Annotated in this window: 16 protein-coding genes; 9 read left to right on the top strand and 7 right to left on the bottom strand. The window is 69.3% G+C overall.

The features are described 5' to 3' along the window. Nucleotides 1-19 precede the first annotated feature (19 nt). From ACS5NL_RS08835 to ACS5NL_RS08820, 4 genes are read left to right on the top strand one after another with little or no spacing between them, the layout of a single operon-like run. Nucleotides 20-1,585: a class I SAM-dependent DNA methyltransferase gene (locus ACS5NL_RS08835; RefSeq protein WP_439353360.1), complete on the top strand. Its 1,566-nt coding sequence runs from the start codon at nucleotides 20-22 to the stop codon at nucleotides 1,583-1,585. Further along, the gene (locus tag ACS5NL_RS08830) at nucleotides 1,582-2,775 is read left to right on the top strand and encodes a PDDEXK nuclease domain-containing protein (protein WP_439353359.1); all 1,194 of its coding nucleotides are present in this window, start codon (nucleotides 1,582-1,584) and stop codon (nucleotides 2,773-2,775) included. Before ACS5NL_RS08835 ends, ACS5NL_RS08830 begins: the two co-directional genes overlap by 4 nt. Next, nucleotides 2,772-3,923, top strand: coding sequence for a restriction endonuclease subunit S domain-containing protein (locus tag ACS5NL_RS08825; protein ID WP_439353358.1), 1,152 nt, complete (start codon nucleotides 2,772-2,774; stop codon nucleotides 3,921-3,923). The genes ACS5NL_RS08830 and ACS5NL_RS08825 overlap by 4 nt, the downstream gene beginning before the upstream one ends. Next, on the top strand, nucleotides 3,920-4,558 hold the full coding sequence (locus ACS5NL_RS08820; RefSeq protein ID WP_439353357.1) for a LysE family translocator: 639 nt from the start codon (nucleotides 3,920-3,922) through the stop codon (nucleotides 4,556-4,558). The genes ACS5NL_RS08825 and ACS5NL_RS08820 overlap by 4 nt, the downstream gene beginning before the upstream one ends. A gap of 33 nt (nucleotides 4,559-4,591) precedes the next feature. On the opposite strand, the gene ACS5NL_RS08815 is transcribed toward ACS5NL_RS08820, so the two are convergent. Both ACS5NL_RS08815 and ACS5NL_RS08810 read right to left on the bottom strand, forming a co-directional pair. Next, complete coding sequence (locus tag ACS5NL_RS08815) at nucleotides 4,592-5,212, bottom strand: DNA-3-methyladenine glycosylase I (RefSeq protein WP_439353356.1); 621 nt, start codon at nucleotides 5,210-5,212, stop codon at nucleotides 4,592-4,594. 28 nt (nucleotides 5,213-5,240) lie between these two features. After that, nucleotides 5,241-6,146 (bottom strand): LysR family transcriptional regulator, encoded by a 906-nt coding sequence (locus ACS5NL_RS08810; RefSeq protein WP_439353355.1) that lies wholly within the window; start codon nucleotides 6,144-6,146, stop codon nucleotides 5,241-5,243. Nucleotides 6,147-6,262: 116 nt separating this feature from the next. On the opposite strand from ACS5NL_RS08810, the gene ACS5NL_RS08805 reads away from it, so the two are divergent. After that, nucleotides 6,263-7,024: an SDR family NAD(P)-dependent oxidoreductase gene (locus ACS5NL_RS08805; protein WP_439353354.1), complete on the top strand. Its 762-nt coding sequence runs from the start codon at nucleotides 6,263-6,265 to the stop codon at nucleotides 7,022-7,024. A 36-nt stretch (nucleotides 7,025-7,060) separates the two neighbouring features. Here the strand turns inward: ACS5NL_RS08805 and ACS5NL_RS08800 are convergent, their stop codons facing one another. From ACS5NL_RS08800 to ACS5NL_RS08790, 3 genes are all read right to left on the bottom strand, one after another. Next, nucleotides 7,061-9,694 carry a sensor histidine kinase gene (locus ACS5NL_RS08800; protein ID WP_439353353.1) on the bottom strand — a complete coding sequence of 878 codons (2,634 nt, stop codon included), beginning with the start codon at nucleotides 9,692-9,694 and terminating at the stop codon, nucleotides 7,061-7,063. Nucleotides 9,695-9,872: 178 nt separating this feature from the next. Then, nucleotides 9,873-10,535 carry a GntR family transcriptional regulator gene (locus ACS5NL_RS08795; protein ID WP_439353352.1) on the bottom strand — a complete coding sequence of 221 codons (663 nt, stop codon included), beginning with the start codon at nucleotides 10,533-10,535 and terminating at the stop codon, nucleotides 9,873-9,875. 35 nt (nucleotides 10,536-10,570) lie between these two features. Continuing rightward, entirely contained in the window at nucleotides 10,571-12,307 is a 1,737-nt protein-coding gene (locus ACS5NL_RS08790) for a 2-hydroxyacyl-CoA lyase (RefSeq protein ID WP_439353351.1), read from the bottom strand. Between the two features lie 99 nt (nucleotides 12,308-12,406). On the opposite strand from ACS5NL_RS08790, the gene ACS5NL_RS08785 reads away from it, so the two are divergent. Both ACS5NL_RS08785 and ompA read left to right on the top strand, forming a co-directional pair. Then, nucleotides 12,407-13,963 carry a class I adenylate-forming enzyme family protein gene (locus ACS5NL_RS08785; protein ID WP_439353350.1) on the top strand — a complete coding sequence of 519 codons (1,557 nt, stop codon included), beginning with the start codon at nucleotides 12,407-12,409 and terminating at the stop codon, nucleotides 13,961-13,963. Nucleotides 13,964-14,135: 172 nt separating this feature from the next. Then, complete coding sequence (ompA, locus tag ACS5NL_RS08780; protein WP_439353349.1) at nucleotides 14,136-14,792, top strand: outer membrane protein OmpA; 657 nt, start codon at nucleotides 14,136-14,138, stop codon at nucleotides 14,790-14,792. A gap of 67 nt (nucleotides 14,793-14,859) precedes the next feature. On the opposite strand, the gene ACS5NL_RS08775 is transcribed toward ompA, so the two are convergent. Continuing rightward, nucleotides 14,860-15,783, bottom strand: coding sequence for a ketopantoate reductase family protein (locus ACS5NL_RS08775; RefSeq protein WP_439353348.1), 924 nt, complete (start codon nucleotides 15,781-15,783; stop codon nucleotides 14,860-14,862). Nucleotides 15,784-15,899: 116 nt separating this feature from the next. Beyond that, entirely contained in the window at nucleotides 15,900-16,193 is a 294-nt protein-coding gene (locus ACS5NL_RS08770; RefSeq protein WP_439353347.1) for a hypothetical protein, read from the bottom strand. Between the two features lie 135 nt (nucleotides 16,194-16,328). Here ACS5NL_RS08770 and ACS5NL_RS08765 point away from each other — a divergent pair, with 135 nt between their 5' ends. Continuing rightward, on the top strand, nucleotides 16,329-17,618 hold the full coding sequence (locus ACS5NL_RS08765; RefSeq protein WP_439353346.1) for a GTP cyclohydrolase II: 1,290 nt from the start codon (nucleotides 16,329-16,331) through the stop codon (nucleotides 17,616-17,618). After that, nucleotides 17,615-18,850: a URC4/urg3 family protein gene (locus ACS5NL_RS08760; protein ID WP_439353345.1), complete on the top strand. Its 1,236-nt coding sequence runs from the start codon at nucleotides 17,615-17,617 to the stop codon at nucleotides 18,848-18,850. Before ACS5NL_RS08765 ends, ACS5NL_RS08760 begins: the two co-directional genes overlap by 4 nt. Nucleotides 18,851-18,871: the final 21 nt, after the last annotated feature.

The following is an 18,871-nucleotide window of genomic DNA, read 5'->3' as shown; positions in this document are numbered from 1 at the left end:
AGAAAACCGCACCGATTCCATGGCCAAAGCCAAAGCCCCGCTGACCACCCGCGACAACCTCTCCGCCCTCATCGGCACCGCCCGCAAGATCCTGCGCAAAGACAAGGGCCTCAACGGTGACGTGGACCGCCTGCCCCTGCTCACCTGGGTCATGTTCCTCAAGTTCCTCGACGACCTGGAACTCATGCACGAGCAGGAAGCCCAGCTCGACGGCCGGCGCTACAAGCCCATCATCGAAGCCCCCTACCGCTGGCGCGACTGGGCCGCCCGCGAAGACGGCATCAGTGGCGACGAACTGCTGGCCTTCATCGGCCAGGAAGCCGCCATCCGCACCGACGGCAGTGTCGGCAAAGGCCTGTTCGCCTACCTGCGCGGCCTGGCCGCCACCGGCGACAAAGGCAGCCAGCGCGAAGTCATCGCCAACGTCTTCAAAGGTGTGCAGAACCGCATGGTCAGCGGCTACCTGCTGCGCGACATCCTCAACAAGATCAACGGCATCCACTTCAGCGCCAGCGAAGAGATCCACACCCTCTCGCACCTGTACGAATCCATGCTGCGCGAAATGCGCGACGCCGCCGGCGACGCCGGCGAGTTCTATACCCCGCGCCCCGTGGTGCGCTTCATGGTGCAGGTGAGCGACCCGCGCCTGGGCGAAACCGTGCTCGACCCCGCCTGCGGCACCGGCGGCTTCCTGGTCGAAAGCTACGACCACCTCGCCCCGCAGGTCGCCACGCCCGAACAGCGCCGCAGCCTGCAACGCAGCACCCTGTTCGGGCAGGAAGCCAAGCCGCTGCCCTACATGCTCACGCAGATGAACCTGCTGCTGCACGGGCTCGAAGCGCCGCAGATCGCCTACGGCAACACGCTGGAACGCCGCATCAGCGAAATCGGCCACAGCGACCGCGTGGACGTGATCCTCACCAACCCACCCTTTGGTGGCGAAGAAGAGGTCGGCATCAAGGCCAACTTCCCGCCCAACATGCAGACCGCCGAAACCGCCCTGCTGTTCCTGCAATACATCATGCGCATGCTGCGCGTGGCTGGCGCGCCTGTGCCGGGCAGCCGCAAGACGGCCGAGCGCGGTGGCCGCGCCGCCGTCGTCGTGCCCAACGGCACCCTGTTCGGCGACGGCATCAGCGCCGTCATCAAGCAGGAACTGCTCAAGGAATTCAAGCTGCACACCATCGTGCGCCTGCCCCAGGGCGTGTTCGCGCCCTACACCGACATCCCCGCCAACCTGCTGTTCTTCGAACGCGGTGGCCCCACCGACACCATCTGGTTCTACGAACTTCCCCTGCCCGAAGGCCGCAAAAAGTACAGCAAGACCGCGCCCCTGCAGTACGAAGAATTTGCCCCCGTGCTGGCCTGGTGGAACGCCCGCGAAGAAGGCCCCCACGCCTGGAAAGTCAGCGCCGTCGACGTGGTCGCGCGCGGCCACAACCTGGACTTCAAGAACCCCCACGCCAAGGTCGGCCTCGAACACGCCGACCCGAAGGACCTGATCGCCTCCATGCGCAGCCACGAAGCCGAGGTGGTGCGCCTGCTCGCCGACATCGAAGCCCTGGTCAACGAGGTGCAGACGTGAGCAAGCAAGCCCTGCCGGCAAGTCCGGATCTGGCCGGCTACACCGCCGTCCACGGCGACATCGTTGCCCTGCTCGAAGAAGCCCGCCGCGCCGCCGCGCGCAGCGTCAACGCGCTGATGACGGCCAGCTACTGGGAGATCGGGCGGCGCATCGTTGAACTGGAGCAGGGCGGCAAGGACAGGGCCGAATACGGACAAGCTCTGCTCAAGCGCCTGTCCGCCGATCTGTCCCAGCGCTTTGGTCGTGGATTCTCCGAACGCAACCTGGAGCAGATGCGGCTGTTCTACCTCGCCTGGACGCCTGCGCAGATTTCGCAGACAGCGTCTGCGAAATCGACCCCTGCCCGGATTTCGCAGACAGCGTCTGGGGAACGGGCTTTGCGCGCGATATCCGAGACACCGTCTCGGCATTCGATCGACATCACCGCTCTGGCCCAGGCCTTCCCGCTGCCCTGGTCGGCCTATGTGCGGCTGCTGTCCGTCAAGAACACCGCCGCCCGCCGCTTTTACGAAACCGAAGCCCTGCGCTGCGGCTGGAGCGTGCGCCAGCTCGACCGGCAGGTCAACAGCCAGTTCTACGAACGCATCGCCCTCTCGCACAACAAGGCGGCCATGCTCGAAAAGGCCGAAACCGCCCAACCGGGCGACGCCATCACGCCCGAGCAGGCGCTCAAAGACCCCTTCGTGCTCGAATTCCTCCAGCTCAAGGACGAGTACTCCGAGTCCGACCTGGAAGACGCGCTCATCCAGCACCTGGCCGACTTCCTGCTGGAGCTGGGCGACGACTTCGCTTTTGTTGGCCGCCAGCGCCGCCTGCGGCTGGACGACAGCTGGTTCCGCGTGGATCTGCTGTTCTTCCACCGCCGCCTGCGCTGCCTGCTGGTGATCGACCTGAAGATCGGCAAGTTCAGCCACGCCGACGCCGGCCAGATGCACCTGTACCTGAACTACGCCCGCGAACACTGGATGAAGCCCGGCGAGAACCCGCCCGTGGGCCTGGTGCTGTGCACCAGCAAGGGCGCCAACGAAGCGCGCTACGCCCTCGACGGCCTGCCCAACAAGGTCATGGCCGCCGAATACCAGACCGTGCTGCCCGACGCCCAGTTGCTCGAAGCCGAGCTGGAACGTTCGCGCCGCGAGCTGGAAGCGCGGCGCGTGGGGCGCGGTGGGGATGTGGGGGTGGGGGAATGAAGGCTTGGTCTCTGGTTGCGCTGTCGGACCTGCTGACCCCGGACAACGAACCCGTTGCCGTGCGACAGGACCAGCAGTACCCCAACTTCGGTATCTACAGCTTTGGTCGCGGACTCTTTGCCAAGCCGCCCATTGACGGCATGCAGACCAGTGCGAGCACGCTGTACCGCGTTCGGGCGGGCAATTTCATCTACAGCCGCCTCTTTGCGTTTGAAGGTTCCTACGGGCTGGTGGATGAAGTTTTCGATGGCCACTTCATATCGAACGAATACCCCGGCTTCGCCGTGGATCGTTCGCGGCTGGAGCCCGGCTTTCTCAAGTGGTATTTCCAGTGTCCAAACGTCTGGCAGGCGATCGCCATGGGCAGCAAGGGTGTGGGCTCGCGACGCATCCGCGTGCAGCCCGACAAGGTTCTGGCCCATCAAATGCCGCTCCCGCCGCTGGCCGAACAGCAGACCATCGTCGCTCGCCTCGACGCGCTGGCCGACAAGACCCGGCAGGTGGAAGCGCATCTGGACGCGGTGGAGCGTGACGCCGAACATCTTCTGGCGCTGCAATTCCGTGACGCAATTTCGAATGTCCGGTTTTGCCCTTTGACTCAAGTTGCATCAATCATTCGGAGGCCGGTGGCGATTGATGTATCCCTCAAATACCGGGAGGTAGGAGCGCGTTCGTTTGGCAAGGGTTTGTTCGTGAAACCAGACTTTGACGGTGCAGAGGCCACATGGCAAAAGCCTGTGTGGGTCAAGCAGGGGGACCTGGTGCTGAGCAATATCAAAGCGTGGGAAGGTGCTGTTGCAGTGGCCAACCACCAGCACGACGGGTGTATCGCCTCGCACAGGTACATCACTTGTGAACCAGACCCAGGGCAAGCAACTTCTGGGTTCTTGGCCTACTACCTTCTTTCCGCGGATGGGTTGGAAAAGATCGGACTGGCTTCGCCGGGGACTGCAGATCGCAATCGAACGCTGAGTCTTGGGAATCTCTCAAAAATTGAAGTTCCTGTGCCCGCTTTGAGCGTGCAAAAGAAGTTCAATGAGTTGCAAGCTGAAGTGTCAAAGCTCAAAGCCCGCCACGCCGCCATCCGCGCCGCCAACGCTGCACTGCTGCCCGCCACGCTCGAACGCGTGTTCGCCCCCGCACCATGACCGTCACCCTCGCCCAGATCCTCCCGTTCCTGCTCACCGCCGTGCTGCTCACGGCCACGCCGGGGCCCGACAACCTCATGGTGTTGGGCGTGGGCGCGTCCAAAGGTCGGCGCCTGGGCATGGCCTTCGGGTTGGGTTGTGCCACCGGATGCCTGAGCCACACCGTGTTGGCGGCGCTGGGTGTGTCGGCGGTGCTGGCGGCGTCGCCCGTGGCGTTCACGGCCCTGCGGGTGCTCGGTGGCGGTTACCTCGTCTGGCTGGGCATCGGCGCGCTGCGCAGCCGCGGTGGTGCCGGTGTGGCCGCTGCGCCAGAGGGCAGCACGGGTGAAACGTCGCTCTCGCGCCAGTTCCTCAAGGGCATGCTGGCCAACGCCATCAATCCCAAGGTGGTGCTGTTCTTCCTGTCGTTCCTGCCGCAGTTCGTGGTGCCGGCGCAGGGCCATGTGCCGCTGCAGATGGCGGTGCTGGGTCTGGTGTTCACGCTGCAGGCGGCCGTGCTGTTCGGCGCGCTGGGCTGGTTCGCCGGCGGCATCGGCCAGTGGCTGCAGCGCCGGCCGCGCGCCGGCCTGTGGCTGGACCGCGTGAGTGGCGTGGTGTTCGTCGGGCTGGGGGTGCGGATGGCGCTGTCGCGCTGACCCGGATCTGCCGGTGACGGCGGGCCGTCGGCCTCAGGCCACCGGTGGTTTGAACTTCGCTCGCGCGGCCGCCACCTTGGCGCGCGCATGGCAACCCGGTTCGTGGTCGTTCACCAGGCCCATGGCCTGCATGAACGCGTAGGCGGTGGTCGGGCCGACGAATGCCCAGCCGCGCTTCTTGAGGTCTTTGGACATGGCCACGGACGCGGCGTGGGTGGAGACCGTCTGCGGCGCGGCGAGGGTCGCGGGGTCGGGCTCGAAGCGCCAGAAGTAGGCGCCCAGCGAACCGAACTCCTTCACCAGCGCCTGCGCGCCGGCCGCGTTGCGGATGACGGCCTCGATCTTGCCGCGGTGGCGCACGATGCCTTCGTCCTGCAGCAGGCGTTCCACGTCCCTGGGGCCGAAGGCGGCGATGCGGTCGAAGTCGAAACCGAGGAAGGCGAGGCGGAAGTGTTCGCGTTTGCCCAGGATGGTGCGCCACGAGAGGCCCGACTGAAAGGCTTCGAGACAGACCTTCTCGAACAGGCGCCGGTCGTCCGCGACCGGGAAGCCCCATTCGGCGTCGTGGTAGGCCGGGAATTCGGGGGCACCGTCGCACCAGCGGCAGCGGGGCAGGCCGTCGCCAGCATGGGGTCCAGGGGGGGAATGGCTCATGGTGGGGCTCCTTGTGGCGCAGTGTCGCTCAGGCTTGCAGGCGCGGGGTGACGAGCGCGGCCAGCCACTGCATGAACACCTGCACCCGCTGCGGCAGGTGGCGCCGGTGGGCGTAGACGATGGACACCGGCAGCGGAGCGGCCCGCCAGCGCGGCAGCACCTCCACCAGCCGCCGCGCCTGCAGGTGGGCGCGCATGCCGGCCTCGGGCACCTGGATGATCCCCAGGCCGGCCAGCGCGGCCGCTTCGTAGGCGGCCGTGGTGTTGACGGTCAGCGCGCCCTGCATGGGCAGCGCGTGCACCGCCCCGTCCGCGTCCACGTGCTCGAAACCCTCGGGCCGGCTGCCCAGCGTGGACACGTAGTGCACCAGGCGGTGCGAAGCGAGGTCGGCCAGCGTACGGGGTTTGCCATGGGCCTTGAGATAGGCGGGGCTGGCCAGATTGACCATGCGGTAGCTGCCCAGGGGCCGCGCGACCAGGCTGGAGTCGGCCAGCCGCCCGACGCGCAGCACGCAGTCAAAACCTTCGCGCACCAGATCCACCCGGCGGTCCACCGAAGACAGCTCGATCTCCAGCGCCGGGTGCTCGGCCAGGAAGCGCGGCAGCGCGGGGATGACCAGTTCGTGCGCCAGGGTCTGCGGCATGTCCACGCGCAGCCGGCCCCGCAGGCTGCGGGGTTCGTCCTGGAACAGCCCGCGCAATTCGTCGATGTCGGCCAGCAGATCCTGCGCGCGCTCGTGCACGACCCGACCGTCCTGCGTGAGCTGCACGCGGCGTGTGGTCCGGTGCAGCAGGCGGGTGCCGAGCTCGGCCTCGGCCTCGCGCACGGCGGCGGACACGCTGGTGCGTGGCAGGCCCAGCTGGTCGGCGGCGGCGCTGAAGCTGGCCAGGTCGGCCACGCGCACAAAGACGCGCAACGATTCGGTGAGGTTCATGTGGCTCGATTGGATGGATTTTTTGCACAGTCTAGACAGAAGCATGTGGTTTATCAAAGAGAAGTCGATCAATAGACTGCCTCCCTGTTCCATCCACCGCTTCAAAGGACTTCCCCATGACCTCCCGAAAAATCGCGCTCGTCACCGGTGCCAGCCGCGGCCTGGGCCGCAACGCCGCACTGCGGCTGGCCGGACGCGGCCACGACCTGATCGCCACCTACCGCCAGGGCGCGACCGACGCCCGGACCCTGGTGCAGGAAGCACAGGCCCTGGGCGCGCGCGCCGTGGCCCTGCCGCTGGACCTGGGCGACAGCGCGGGCTTTGCGGGCTTTGCCGACGCGGTGCGGGCCGCGCTGCGCGACCACTGGCAACGCGACACCTTCGATGCCCTGCTCAACAACGCGGGCAGCGGGTCCTATGCCACGTTTGCCACCACCACCGAGGCGCAGTTCGACGAGATGCTGCGCATCCATCTCAAGGGACCGTTCTTCCTGACGCAGGCACTGCTGCCCCTGATCGCGGACGGTGGCCGCGTCGTCAACGTGTCGTCGGGGCTGACGCGTTTTTCCCTGCCCGGTTACGCGGCCTACGCGGCCATGAAGGGCGGTGTGGAGGTGCTCACGCGTTACCTGGCGCTGGAGCTGGGTGCGCGCCGCATCGCGGTCAACACCGTGGCGCCCGGGGCAATCGCCACCGACTTCGGGGGCGGCGCCGTGCGCGACAACCCGCAGCTCAACGGCCTGATCGCTTCACAGACGGCGCTGGGGCGCGTGGGCGCGCCGGACGACATCGGGCCGGTCATGGCCGCGCTGCTGTCGGACGATCTGGGCTGGGTCAACGGGCAGCGTGTCGAGGTCTCGGGCGGCATCCATCTCTGACGCGGGAGCGGCGGGCTGTCAGCGGCCCAGGCCACGTCAGCCGTGGATCGCGCCATTCGCTGCCGTGAACCCCGCGTCGGGCGAGAGGGTGAAGCAGAACGTGGCGCCCTGACCGGGCGCCGCGTTCACCAGGATCCGGCCGCCGTGGCGCTCGACGATGCGCCGCACCGTGGCCAGACCGACGCCCGTGCCCTGGAACTCGCTTTGCTGGTGCAGGCGCTGGAAGGGCTCGAACAGGCGGTGGGCCTTGATCATGTCGAAGCCGGCGCCGTTGTCGCTGACGCAGAAGCCCCACTGGCCCGAGAGTTCGCCTTCGTACACGCGGATGCGCGGGGCAGCGGTCTTGCCGGTGTATTTCCAGGCGTTGTCCAGCAGGTTGACCAGCAGGGCTTCGGTCAGGCTGGCGTCGCCGTCGGCGACCAGGCCCGGCTGCACCTCGAACCAGACGTTTCGCGCCGGGTCGGTGGCCGCCAGTTCCTGCAGCCGGCGCGTGGCCATGGCCGAGAGATCGACCCTTTCGCGGTGCAGCGGCGCCTTGGCGTAACGCGAGAGGGCGAGCAGGCCTTCGATGAGCTCGGCCATCTTCTGCGTGCCCTGCCGGATGCGCTGCAGGTAGCTCCGGCCTTCGTCGTCGAGCCGCTCGGTGTAACCGCTTTCGAGGATCTGTGCGAAGCCGTTGACCGACCGCAGGGGCGCGCGCAGGTCGTGGCTGACCGAGTAGGCGAAGCTGTCGAGGTCGCGGTTGGCGGCGCTGAGTTCGGCGGTGCGCTCCTGCACGCGCTGCTCCAGTTCGGCGTTCAGGCGCAGCACTTCCTGCTCGGCGCGCTTGCGTTCGGTCAGGTCCAGCACGTGCGACACCCGCTTGACCGCATGGCCCTCGGCGTCGCGCAGCACGGTGACGTCGATCAGCACCGGGAAGATGCGGCCGTCGCGCGCGATGTGCTCGCTTTCGAAGATGCAGTGGTCCTGGGTGTCGAGGGCCGACAGCACGATCTGCAGGTCGGTGTGGCAGCGCAAGGGATACAGGGTCTCGACGGGTGCGCCGGTGAGGTCCCCGGGCGCGTAGCCGCGCTGCCGGGAGAACGCGGGGTTGGCTGCGATGACGGTGTTGGTGACGGCGTCGGACACCAGCAGGCCGACCTCGGAGCGTTCGAAGGCTTCGGCCCAGAGGTGCAGGCCGGCTTCGGCCTGGCGCCGCTCCGTGAGGTCGTGGAACGAGACCAGCAGCCCGTCTTTCATGGCGATCGCGCTGGTTTCGACGATGCAGATCTCGTTGCCCTGCCGGTGCACGGCGTATTCGCCGCCGGGCAGCTCGACCCGTTCCTGGCCCATGGATTGCCGGGCCCTCTGCCACTGGGCCTGTGCCTTGGCGCGCTGGGAGGGATCGGGGTAGGCCAGCCGGAACCAGGTGTCGACGTGGTCGATCTGGTGGCGCCCGTAGCCGAACAGCGAGGCGAAGCGGGCGTTGGTGTTGAGGACACGGCCGTCGGGGCCGATGAAGGCCAGGGCCACGGGAGCGTGTTCGAACAGCAGCTCGAAGCGCTCGCGGCTCTCGCGCAGGGCATTGACCAGATCGGTGAGCGAGCGGGTGAACACCGCCACCTCGCCGTCGCCGTGCGGCTCGGGCAGGGGGCCCATCAAGCCCTGTGCGTCCAGTTGCTGCGCGGCCTCGCTCACGCGCTCCAGCGGCCGCATCTGGCGACCGACAAGGTGCCACATCAGCAGCGAGAACACCATGGTGACCACCATGCCGCACAGTACCGTGATCAGCGCCAGCCGGTTGGCGCCGATGAACGCCACGTCTTCGGCCGCACGGATCACCACCGTCCAGCCCAGCCCCGGAAACAGGCCCGAGCCGCCGGCCGGGGCCGCGGTGGTCAGGTAGCGGCCGCCATCGGGCCAGGTCTCCAGGCGGGTGTCCATCCGGCCACTGGCGCTCTCGCGCAGCGATGCCAGCGCACCGAACGGGGTGCGCATGGCCGGGACCCCCGGGCTGCCGACGATCACCCGTCCTTCGCGGTCGAACAGGAGCATTTCCAGGCGCTCGTCCTCGACCGAGGCCAGGAGCTGGGCACGCAGCTCGTAGGCCCAGTCCAGGCTCAGGTGGGCCGCCAGCACCCCGATGAACTGGCCGTCCTTGTCGAGTACCGGCAGCGACACGTCCAGCAGCCGCATCGGCAGTTCGTCCCAGCGGGCGGGCGGCAGCAGCTTGGCCAGCAGCGTGGCTTCGTGGGCGCCTTCGAAATACAGCCCCTGGCTGCCCTGCACGAACCAGCTGCGCTGGGGCACCTGGGCGCCGGCCAGGCGCGGCTCGGTGCTGGCGATGATGGTGCCGTGCACGTCGGTCAGGCCGACCCAGGCATAGACCGGGTAGGTGTGCTGCATCTCCAGCAGCGCGGCCTGCTTTTCCTGCACGCTGCGGGCCGGATTGCGGATGCGTTCCAGGCGCGAGAGGAACTGCATTTCCTTGCCGCGGCTCTGCATGTCGTGGGCCATCTGGGTCGACATGCGGGTGGCCAGGTGGCGCTGCAGGGTGAACGCGTCCTGCTCGATCTGCGAGCGCGTCAGGTGACCGACGATCAGGGTGAAGCCGGCGACGCTGGCCAGTGCCAGCACGCCGATCAGGAGCACGACCTGGAACCGCAGGCTGTTTCTGTAGTTACGCAACAACGCGAGCCTCTTGTCGCTGGATTTCCCGGATGGCGGGACCACCGGGGGCGGGGGCGCGGAGCTTGTCGGGTCTGCCGGCCAGTCTGACCCATCATAGGCAGGAAACCACAGGGCAATCAGGGGAAAAGGGGCCGGGGTCGGTGTTTTGTCGCGCTTGGGCCGGCGCTCACAGGCCGCTTCAGGCGGCTTCCCGTTGCAGCCGGCTGATCATGAACTCGGCCGCCTCCAGGATGTGACGCCGCGCCAGCCGCTCGGCGGTCTCGCCGTCGCCGGCCGCCACGGCGGCCAGCATGGCCTCGTGCTGGTCCCAGATGTCGCGCGGCTTGTCGTCGCGCATCAGGACCGCGCCCATGACGCGCTGGGTCTGGGTCCAGTGGGTTTCCATCGACGGCGCCACCAGCGGGTTGCCCGAGAGCGAGTAGATGACGTCGTGGAAGGCCATGTCGGCGGCAATCATCTCGCTGTAGGAGCCGCCGGCCACGGCCTTGCGCCCGGCGCGGATCAGGGCCGGACCGCGCGCCGCGGCCGCCTTGGCGTTGTGTTGGGCGGCGCAGCGGAAGGCCAGCCCTTCGATCACCGCGCGCACCTCGTACATGTGGCGCACGTGCTGCAGGTCCAGCGGCGCCACCTGCAGGCCCCGGCCGGGGGCGTCGATCAGCACGCCTTCCTTGCGCAGCACGGTCAGGGCCTGCTGCACCGGCTGGCGCGAGATGCCCAGCTGCTGCGCCAGCTGCTCCTGGATGATGCGTTCGCCCGGTCGCAGCTGGCCCGAGGCGATGCTGGAGAGGATCGAGCGGTGGACCTGCTCGACCAGGCTGGGAGCAGATTGCAGGGGTTTCATGGGCCCCATGGTAGTGGGCCTTGGGTGGTTGGCGCTCAGGAACCTGCCCGCCAGCGCCGCTCCGCCTCGTCCCAGGCCCCCAGCGCCTGCAGGTCGGGCACCCAGGCCAGGCCGCTCTTGGCGTCGGACGACGCGGCCTCGGGCGTGACGATCACGTCCAGCAGGGCGGGCCGGCCGGCGCGCAGCTCGGCCAGCGCGCGGGCGATGGCGGCGTCCAGTTCGTCGGCCTTCTCCACCCGCTCGCCGTGCATGTGGAAGGCGCGCGCCATGGCGGCGTGGTCGGCGAACTGCAGGTGGGTGCCGACCACCTTGCCGTGCGTCTCCTGCTGGTCGCGCACCTCGATCGCCCACGAACCGTTGTTGGCCACCACGATCAGCACCGGCGCTTTCTGCCGCACGGCGGTGTCGATCTCCATGGCGTTGAAGCCGAAGGCGCCGTCGCCGGTGGCGACCACCACGGTGCGGCCCGGGCAGGCCAGGCTGGCGGCGATGCCAAACGGCGTGCCGACACCGATGCAGCCCAGCGAGCCGGGGTCGAGGTAGGTGCTGGCGGGCAGCCCGACGCGCGCGAACGAGAGGAAGTCGCCACCGTCGGCGACCACGATGGCGTCGGCCGGCAGGGCCTCGCGCAGCGCGGCCAGCACGCGGTTGGGGTGCAGGCGGCCGTCGCTGCCGTTGGGGGCGTCCTTCATGGACTGCGCGAGCTTGGCCGAGCGCTGGCGGTGCTGCTGGCGCAGGCCGGCGAGCCAGGCGCCGTCGCTGGCGGGCGGTGTGGCGGGGGCGGCGTCGAGCATGGCCTGCAGCGCCAGGCCGGGGTTGGCCAACACCTCGACCGCGCCGCGCCGGTTGTCGCGCAACTCGGCGGCGGTGTCCGCGATGCGCAGGAATTTCGCGTCGCCAAAGATGGCGGGTGAACCGAAGGCGAGCTGGAAGTCCAGCCGGCGGCCGACCGTGATCACCAGGTCGGCCTGGCCCATGACCGAGCCGCGCATGGCCGCGACCACGCTGTGGTGGTCGTCGGGCACCAGGCCCTTGCTCTCGCCGGTGTCGAGGTAGGCGGCGCCGGTTTTTTCGAGCAGGGCACACAGGGCCGGGCCGGCACCGCGCGCGCCGCGGCCGCTGATGAACAGCGGGCGTTTCGCAGCCCACAGCAGCTCCACCGCGGCCTGCACCGCCTGCGGGTGCGGTGGCGCAGGCAGGGCGGCGGGCGACGCGAACACCTCGGGCAGCTGCATCGGCACCGCCACGTCGGCGCGCAGCGTGTCGATGGGGAAGTCGAGGTAGACCGGGCCGGGTTCGCCGGCCTCGCCCAGCGCGCGCGCCGTGGCCTCGGCCAGTTCCTGCGGCACCAGGTCGGGGTGGCGCACGGTGCGGGCGTAGCGGGTGAGGCTGCGCACGAGATCGGTGTGCACGATGTCCTGCAGCGCGCCGCGGTTTTCCTGCGGCGTGGGCGGCAGGCCCGAGAGCACCAGCACCGAGGCCTTGGCGACGTGGGCGTTGGCGATGCCGGTCATGGCGTTGGTGACGCCCGGACCGGCCGTGACCAGGGCCACGCCGAGCCCGCCGGTCAGCTGCGCCTCGGCGTGCGCCATGTAGACCGCGGCGCGTTCGTCGCGCACGTCCACGATGCGGATGCCCTCGGCGTCCAGCCGCATCCAGATCGGCATGATGTGCCCGCCGCACAGGGCGTAGACGCGCTGGACGCCGCGCGCCTTGAGGAAACGGGCGATGACGGCGGCGGCGGACTGTTCGCCGATCGGGGGTGGGGCCATGGTTTGTCTCCGGGGGGATTGACGTTGACTGAATTCTGAATTCAGAATTCGGAAAAATCAACCCATCCCACCCAACCGCTTTCACTTCGGAGACAGACCATGGGCCAGTTGCTCACCATCGCCGACGCCGTCGCCACCCACGCGCGGCTGACGCCCCACAAGCTCGCCGTGCGCGATTCGCACCGGCGCCTGAGCTACGCCGAATGGGACGCGCGCGCCACGCGGCTGGCCGCCGGGCTGCTCGGCCTGGGCCTGGCCAAGGGCGACCGCGTGGCCGTGATCGCGCACAACCGGCTGGAGTGGATGGAGATCTACGCCGGCATGGCGCGCGCCGGGCTGCTGGTGGTGCCGCTGAACTTCCGCCTGACCGGGCCGGAGATCGCCTACATCCTGGGCCACGCCGAGGTCGGCGCGGTGGTCGCGGGGCCGGGCTTCTGCGCGACGGTCGATGCCGTGCGCGGCGAGCTGAGCGTTCCGCAGGACCGCTTCATCGCGCTGGGCGCCGAGGAGGTGCCCGACGGCTGGACCGGTTACGAAGCGCTGCTGGACGGTGCCGACACGGCGATGCGCCTGCCCGAGGTCGGCCCGCAGGACCACTGCGCGCTGATGTACACCTCAGGCACCACCGGCCGGCCCAAGGGCGCGATCCGGGCGCACGGCGGCAGCACCCTGATCGCGCTGGCCACCGCACTGGAGATGGGCTTCACGCGCGACGACACGGCGTTGCTGGTGATGCCGCTGTGCCACGCCAACTCGCTGTACTTCGGCACCACCTTCGTGCACCTGGGCGCGACCATCGTGATCGACGACCGCCCCAGCTTCGACCCCGAGGCGGTGATGCAGACGCTGGCACAGGACCGCGTGACCTTCACCTCGCTGGTGCCCACGCACTACATCATGATGCTGTCGCTGCCCGCCGACGTGAAGCGCCGGTACGACCTGAGCGCGGTGGGCAAGCTGATGATTTCGTCGGCCCCGGCGCGGCCCGACACCAAGCGCGGGATCATGGAGCTGTTCCCCAACGGCCAGCTGTACGAGCTCTACGGCTCGACCGAGGCCGGCTGGGTGACGCTGCTGCGGCCCGACGAGCAGCTCAGCAAGCTCGGCTCGGTGGGCCGCGAATGGGCGGGCAGCGGCGCGATCCGCCTGCTCGACCACGAGCGCAAGGAGGTGGCCGACGGCGAGGTGGGCGAGCTGTTCTCGCGCACCGCCTATGTGTTCGAGGGCTACTGGCGCAACCCGGAGAAGACGGCCGAGGCGATGGACGGACTGTCGTGTTCGGTGGGCGACATGGCAAGGCGCGACGAAGACGGCTACATCTGGCTGGTCGACCGCAAGAGCAACATGATCATCAGCGGCGGCGAGAACGTGTACCCCTCGGAGGTCGAGGGCGTGATCGGCCAGCACCCGGCGGTGCGCGACGTGGCGGTGGTCGGCGTGCCGCACGAGAAGTGGGGCGAGACGCCGCTGGCGGTGGTGGTGCTGAAGCAGGGCATGGGCGCGACCGAGGCCGAGCTGCGCGACTGGTGCCGCGAGCGCATGGCCGGTTTCAAGTGCCCGGCGCGGGTGGTCTTTGCCGACGATACCGAGATGCCGCGCACGGCGACCGGCAAGGTGTTGCACCGCGTGCTGCGCCAGCGCTTCACCACCTCTTGAGGCACAGGAGCGCCGTCCCGGACGGCGTCTTGTCCTACACGTCCACGCGGCCGATTCCGATGCGGGCGGGCAGGGAGGGTTCCTAGACTGAAGTCACCCGGCGGGAGGAAAGAAAGTCCGCCGCAGGCCTTCAACCCACGCTCCGCGTGAGCAACTTCAGAGGAACCCCATCATGAACAAGAGCAAGCTGAACCGCATGGCACTGGTGGTGGCGACCGTCACCCTGGCGTCCGCCGCGGGTGCGCAGACGGTCGACAACTGGAAGAGTGGCAACGGCGACCAGGTCTGGCGCAACGGCACCGGCGAACTCTGCTGGAGAAACAGCTACTGGACGCCGGCCACGGCCCACCCCGACTGCGACGGTGCGATCAAGCCGCCCCCGCCCGCCCCGGTGGCCCAGGCGCCCGCTCCGGCCCCGGAACCTGCACCGGCTCCCGTGCCCGCACCCCCGCCGCCGCCCGCACCGGCCCCGATCCAGTCGATGAGCTTCCAGGCCGAAACCCTGTTCGACTTCGACAAGTCCGTGATCAAGCCGACCGGCAAGACCGCGCTCGATGGCCTGGTGGCCGAGCTGTCCAAGGTGAATGTCGAAACCCTGATTGCGGTGGGCCACACCGACGCGATCGGGACCGACGCCTACAACCAGGCGCTGTCGATCCGGCGGGTGGAAGCCGTGAAGGCCTATCTGGTGAGCAAGGGCGTTCCCGCGGACCAGATCAAGACCGAGGGCAAGGGTGAATCGCAGCCGGTGGCGTCGAACCAGACCCGCGACGGCCGGGCCCAGAACCGCCGCGTCGAGATCGAGGTGGTGGGCACCCGCAAGCCCTGACGTCCGGCAGCGGTTTTGCACGGGGGCATCGCGCCAGGGGCGCGGTGCCCTTTTCCGTGTCCGCGGGTCAGGCCGCCGAGCGCCCCTCGACCAGCTTCACGACAGCCCACAGCACCCGGTTGGCGGGCGTGGGCACGCCCAGCGCCTCACCCCGGCGCACCACGTAGCCGTTGAGGAAGTCGATCTCGCTGGGCTTGCCGCGCATCAGGTCCTGTGCGGTGGAGGAGTATTGCGAGGGCATGGTTTCGGCGATGCGGCGCACGGCCAGTTCGACATCGCCCGGCAGGGTCACGCCGTCGGCCGCCGCGACCGCCCGGCACTCGGCGACCACGTCGCGCATGATGGCCGGCACGCCGGGCTGCTTGACCAGTTCCCCGTAGACGATGTGGCCCACGGCCGAGAGCGCGTTGTAGGCGCAGTTGAGGATCAGCTTGGCCCAGAGCGCGCCGCGCACGTTGTCGCTGACCTCGGTCGGCACGCCGGCGGCGATCAGGGCCTGTGCGACCGCAGCGCTGCTGGGCGAGGGCTCGATCACCAGTTCGCCGCGCCCGTGGTGGCGCAGGTGGCCGGGGCCGGCCATCTCGGTCGCCACATAGACCACGGCGGCGGCCACCTCCACACCGGGCAGCACCGCGCGCAGCCGCTCGGCGTTGTCCACGCCGTTCTGCAGGCACAGCACCAGGGCGCCGGGTTTCAGGTGCGGCCGAATCTGCCCGCCCGCGCTCTCGGTGTCGGGCGACTTCACCGCGAACAGCACCAGGTCGGCACCGGCCACCGCAGAGGCCTCGGTGCTGGCCGACACCGGCACGGTTTCGTCGAAGCGCTGGGTCTGCATGCGCAGCCCCAGCGCGTTGAAGACCTGCACGTGCTGCGGCCGGCCGATCAGCGTGACATGGTGGCCGGCACGGGCCAGCATGCCGCCGTAGTAGCAGCCGACAGCGCCGGCGCCGAGCACGGCAACACGAAGAGGGGAGGGGTTGGCGGTGGTCATGCAGGCATTCTAGGAACGAACGCCGCGAGGATGGAGACGGTCCGGCGCCGGGCCGCCCCAAGCCGGGCCAGCCCCCTTGGGGGGCCGCGCCCCGCGCAGCGGCGGAGCGTGGGGGCTCAGATCCCCAGGAGCTTCGAGATCGCCGCGATGTGGGCCGGCGTCGGCTTCTCGGACGGCATTTCGTCTTCTGCCGCGCTGGCGTCTTCGTGGGCCTGGATCGCGGCGACCATCGCGTACTGGTTCTCCCACGACAGGGTCTTGCCTTCGGGGCACATGTCGCGCAGCGTGCCGAACCAGTAGTAACCGTCCTTGCCGCCGAACAGCTTGTCGATGCCGCCGGCGTCGCCGGACTTCAGGCCGGCGCCGCTGAGAATGAGCTTGAGTTTGTGGTGCGAGACGGCGTAGTGCATGGGTGGAGCAGGGTGCAGGGAAAAGTCGGCGATTGTACGAAGGGCGCCACTGCGGGTGCGCCCCGCTTTACGGCTGGCATCGCCCTTGCTACAACGAAACATCGCCATCTCATGGCTTTGACCAGGTGCATGCCCATGTCCGCAGACGCTTCTTCTTCCGCCGGTGACCTGCCTGAAACGGCACAGACGCCGCACCCGCGCCACATCCGGCTCACCTCGCACTCCGGCGGCTTCGGGGCGTTGCCCATCGTCTGGGGTGCGGCCACGGCGCGCGAACGCGGGCCGGTGGTGGGCACCACGCTCAACGTGTCGAACCGCAACGTGATCGGCACCCACAGCGGCAGCTACAGCGTCTACCGCGCGCTGGCCGTGGCGGCGGGGGCGCTCAAGCGCGAACACCGCGCCGACCTGACCAACACCGCGCCCACCGACGTCATCGGTCCCTACCCGCAGTGGGCCGACCCGGGCAAGATCGTCAGCATGGACCCCTGGGGCGCGGTGATCGCCGACGTGTATTCGAACGAGCTGGAGGCGGGCTACGACATCCGGCCGACGATTGCCGTGACCAAGGCGCACGTGATCCTGCCCGAGGTGATCGACGCGCTGCAGAAGGGGCGGCTCCAACCCGATGGAAAGTTCCTCACGGCGGGCGGCGCGGCCGTGGTGACCAAGGTGGCGGTGGAGCCGGTGTGGTACCTGCCGGGCGTGGCGAAGCGCTTTGGCTGCACCGAGGCGGTGTTGCGCCGCGTGCTGTTCGAAGAGACCGGCGGCATGTACCCCGAGCTGGTCACGCGCTCCGACCTCGAAGTCTTCCTGCCACCGATCGGCGGGCAGACGGTCTACATCTTCGGCAACCCGCGCGACCTGGCCGACCCGTCGGTGACGCTGACAGCGCGCGTGCACGACGAGTGCAACGGCTCGGACGTGTTCGGCTCCGACATCTGCACCTGCCGGCCCTACCTCACGCACGCGATCGAAGAGTGCATCCAGGGCGCGCAGCGCGGTGGTGTGGGGCTCGTGTCCTACTCGCGCAAGGAGGGCCGGGCGCTCGGCGAGGTGACCAAGTTCCTGGTCTACAACGCGCGCAAGCGCCAGGTGGGCGGGGACACGGCCGACCAGTATTTCGCGCGCACCGAATGCGTGGCCGGCGTGCAGGACATGCGCTTCCAGGAGCTGATGCCCGACGTGCTGCACTGGCTGGGCATCACCAAGATCCACCGGCTCGTCTCCATGAGCAACATGAAGTACGACGCCATCACCGGCTCGGGCATCGAGGTCGGCGAGCGCATCAACATCCCGGACGAACTGATCCCCGCCGACGCGCGGGTGGAGATGGACGCCAAGATGGCGGCGGGCTACTTCACGCCCGGCGTGGTGCCCGACGCCGAGGAACTCAAGATCGCCAAGGGCCGGGGGCTCGCTTGATCACGGACACCCACACACCCGCCGGCGCGGCCCACACGCTGCGCTCCACCACCGCCGTGCGCGAGCGCTCGGGCCAGCTGCTGGCCCGTGCCCGCGCGGGCGAATCCGGCTGTTTCGCGGTCAACGACGGCGCGCTGGCGCTGGCCGCCAGCACCGTGGCCGAGCTCACCCGCGCGCGCTTCCCCGACGGGCGCATCCCGTACCACAGCCGCTGGCGGCACTTCGAGGCCGGCGGCGTGGACCGCGCGGGCCAGCTCGACGCGCTGCTGGGCCCGGTGGACGCGGCGGCCCGCGCCCGCGCGCAGATCGACCTGGCGCTGGTGAGCGTGCTGCTCGACGCCGGTGCCGGCCCGCAATGGCGCCACCACGAGGCCGCCAGCGGCCAGGGCTTCGCGCGCTCCGAAGGCCTGGGGGTGGCGAGTTTCCATGCGTTCACCGCGGGCCTGTTTTCCAGCGACCCGGCGCAGCCGCTGCGGGCGGACGCCGCCGGCCTGGCCGCGCTCACGGCGGCGCGCCTCGGGGTGGCGTTTCAGGTGACCGAGGACAACCCGCTGGTGGGGCTGGAGGGCCGCGCCGCGTTGCTGCGCCACCTGGGCGCGGTGATGGCCGTGCAGCCGGCGGTGTTCGGCTTGGCCGGACGGCCCGGTGGCCTGTTCGACGCGCTCACCGCGGACGGCGCCGGCACGGTGGCGGCGCACGCCATTCTGGTCCTGCTGCTGGACACGCTCTCGGGCATCTGGCCGGCGCAGAACACCATCGGCGATCAGGCGCTCGGCGACTGCTGGCGGCACCCCGCGGTGCAGGGTGAGGGCCTCACCGCCGGCTGGGTGCCGTTCCACAAGCTCTCGCAGTGGCTCACGTATTCGCTGCTGGAGCCGTTCGAATGGGCCGGCGTGCGCGTGACCGGGCTGGACGCGCTGACCGGCCTGCCTGAGTACCGCAACGGCGGCCTGCTGATCGACGCCGGCGTGCTGCGCCCGCTGCCCGCCGACTGGGCCACGCGGCCCTGGCAGGCGGGCGACGAATTCATCGTCGAGTGGCGCGCGCTCACCGTGGCGCTGCTCGACGAGCTGGCGCCGCTGGTGCGCACCGAGCTGGGCCTGAGCGCCGACCAGATGCCGCTGGCCTGCGTGCTCGAAGGCGGCACCTGGGCCGCGGGCCGCCTGCTGGCCCAGCGGCTGCGCGACGGCCTGCCGCCGCTCAACATCGTCAGCGACGGCACGGTTTTCTGATTCCCTTCACACAACAACACC

Source organism: Hydrogenophaga sedimenti (assembly GCF_051857515.1).
Classification (GTDB): domain Bacteria; phylum Pseudomonadota; class Gammaproteobacteria; order Burkholderiales; family Burkholderiaceae_C; genus Hydrogenophaga.
This window is presented reverse-complemented; position numbering and strand designations above follow the sequence as displayed.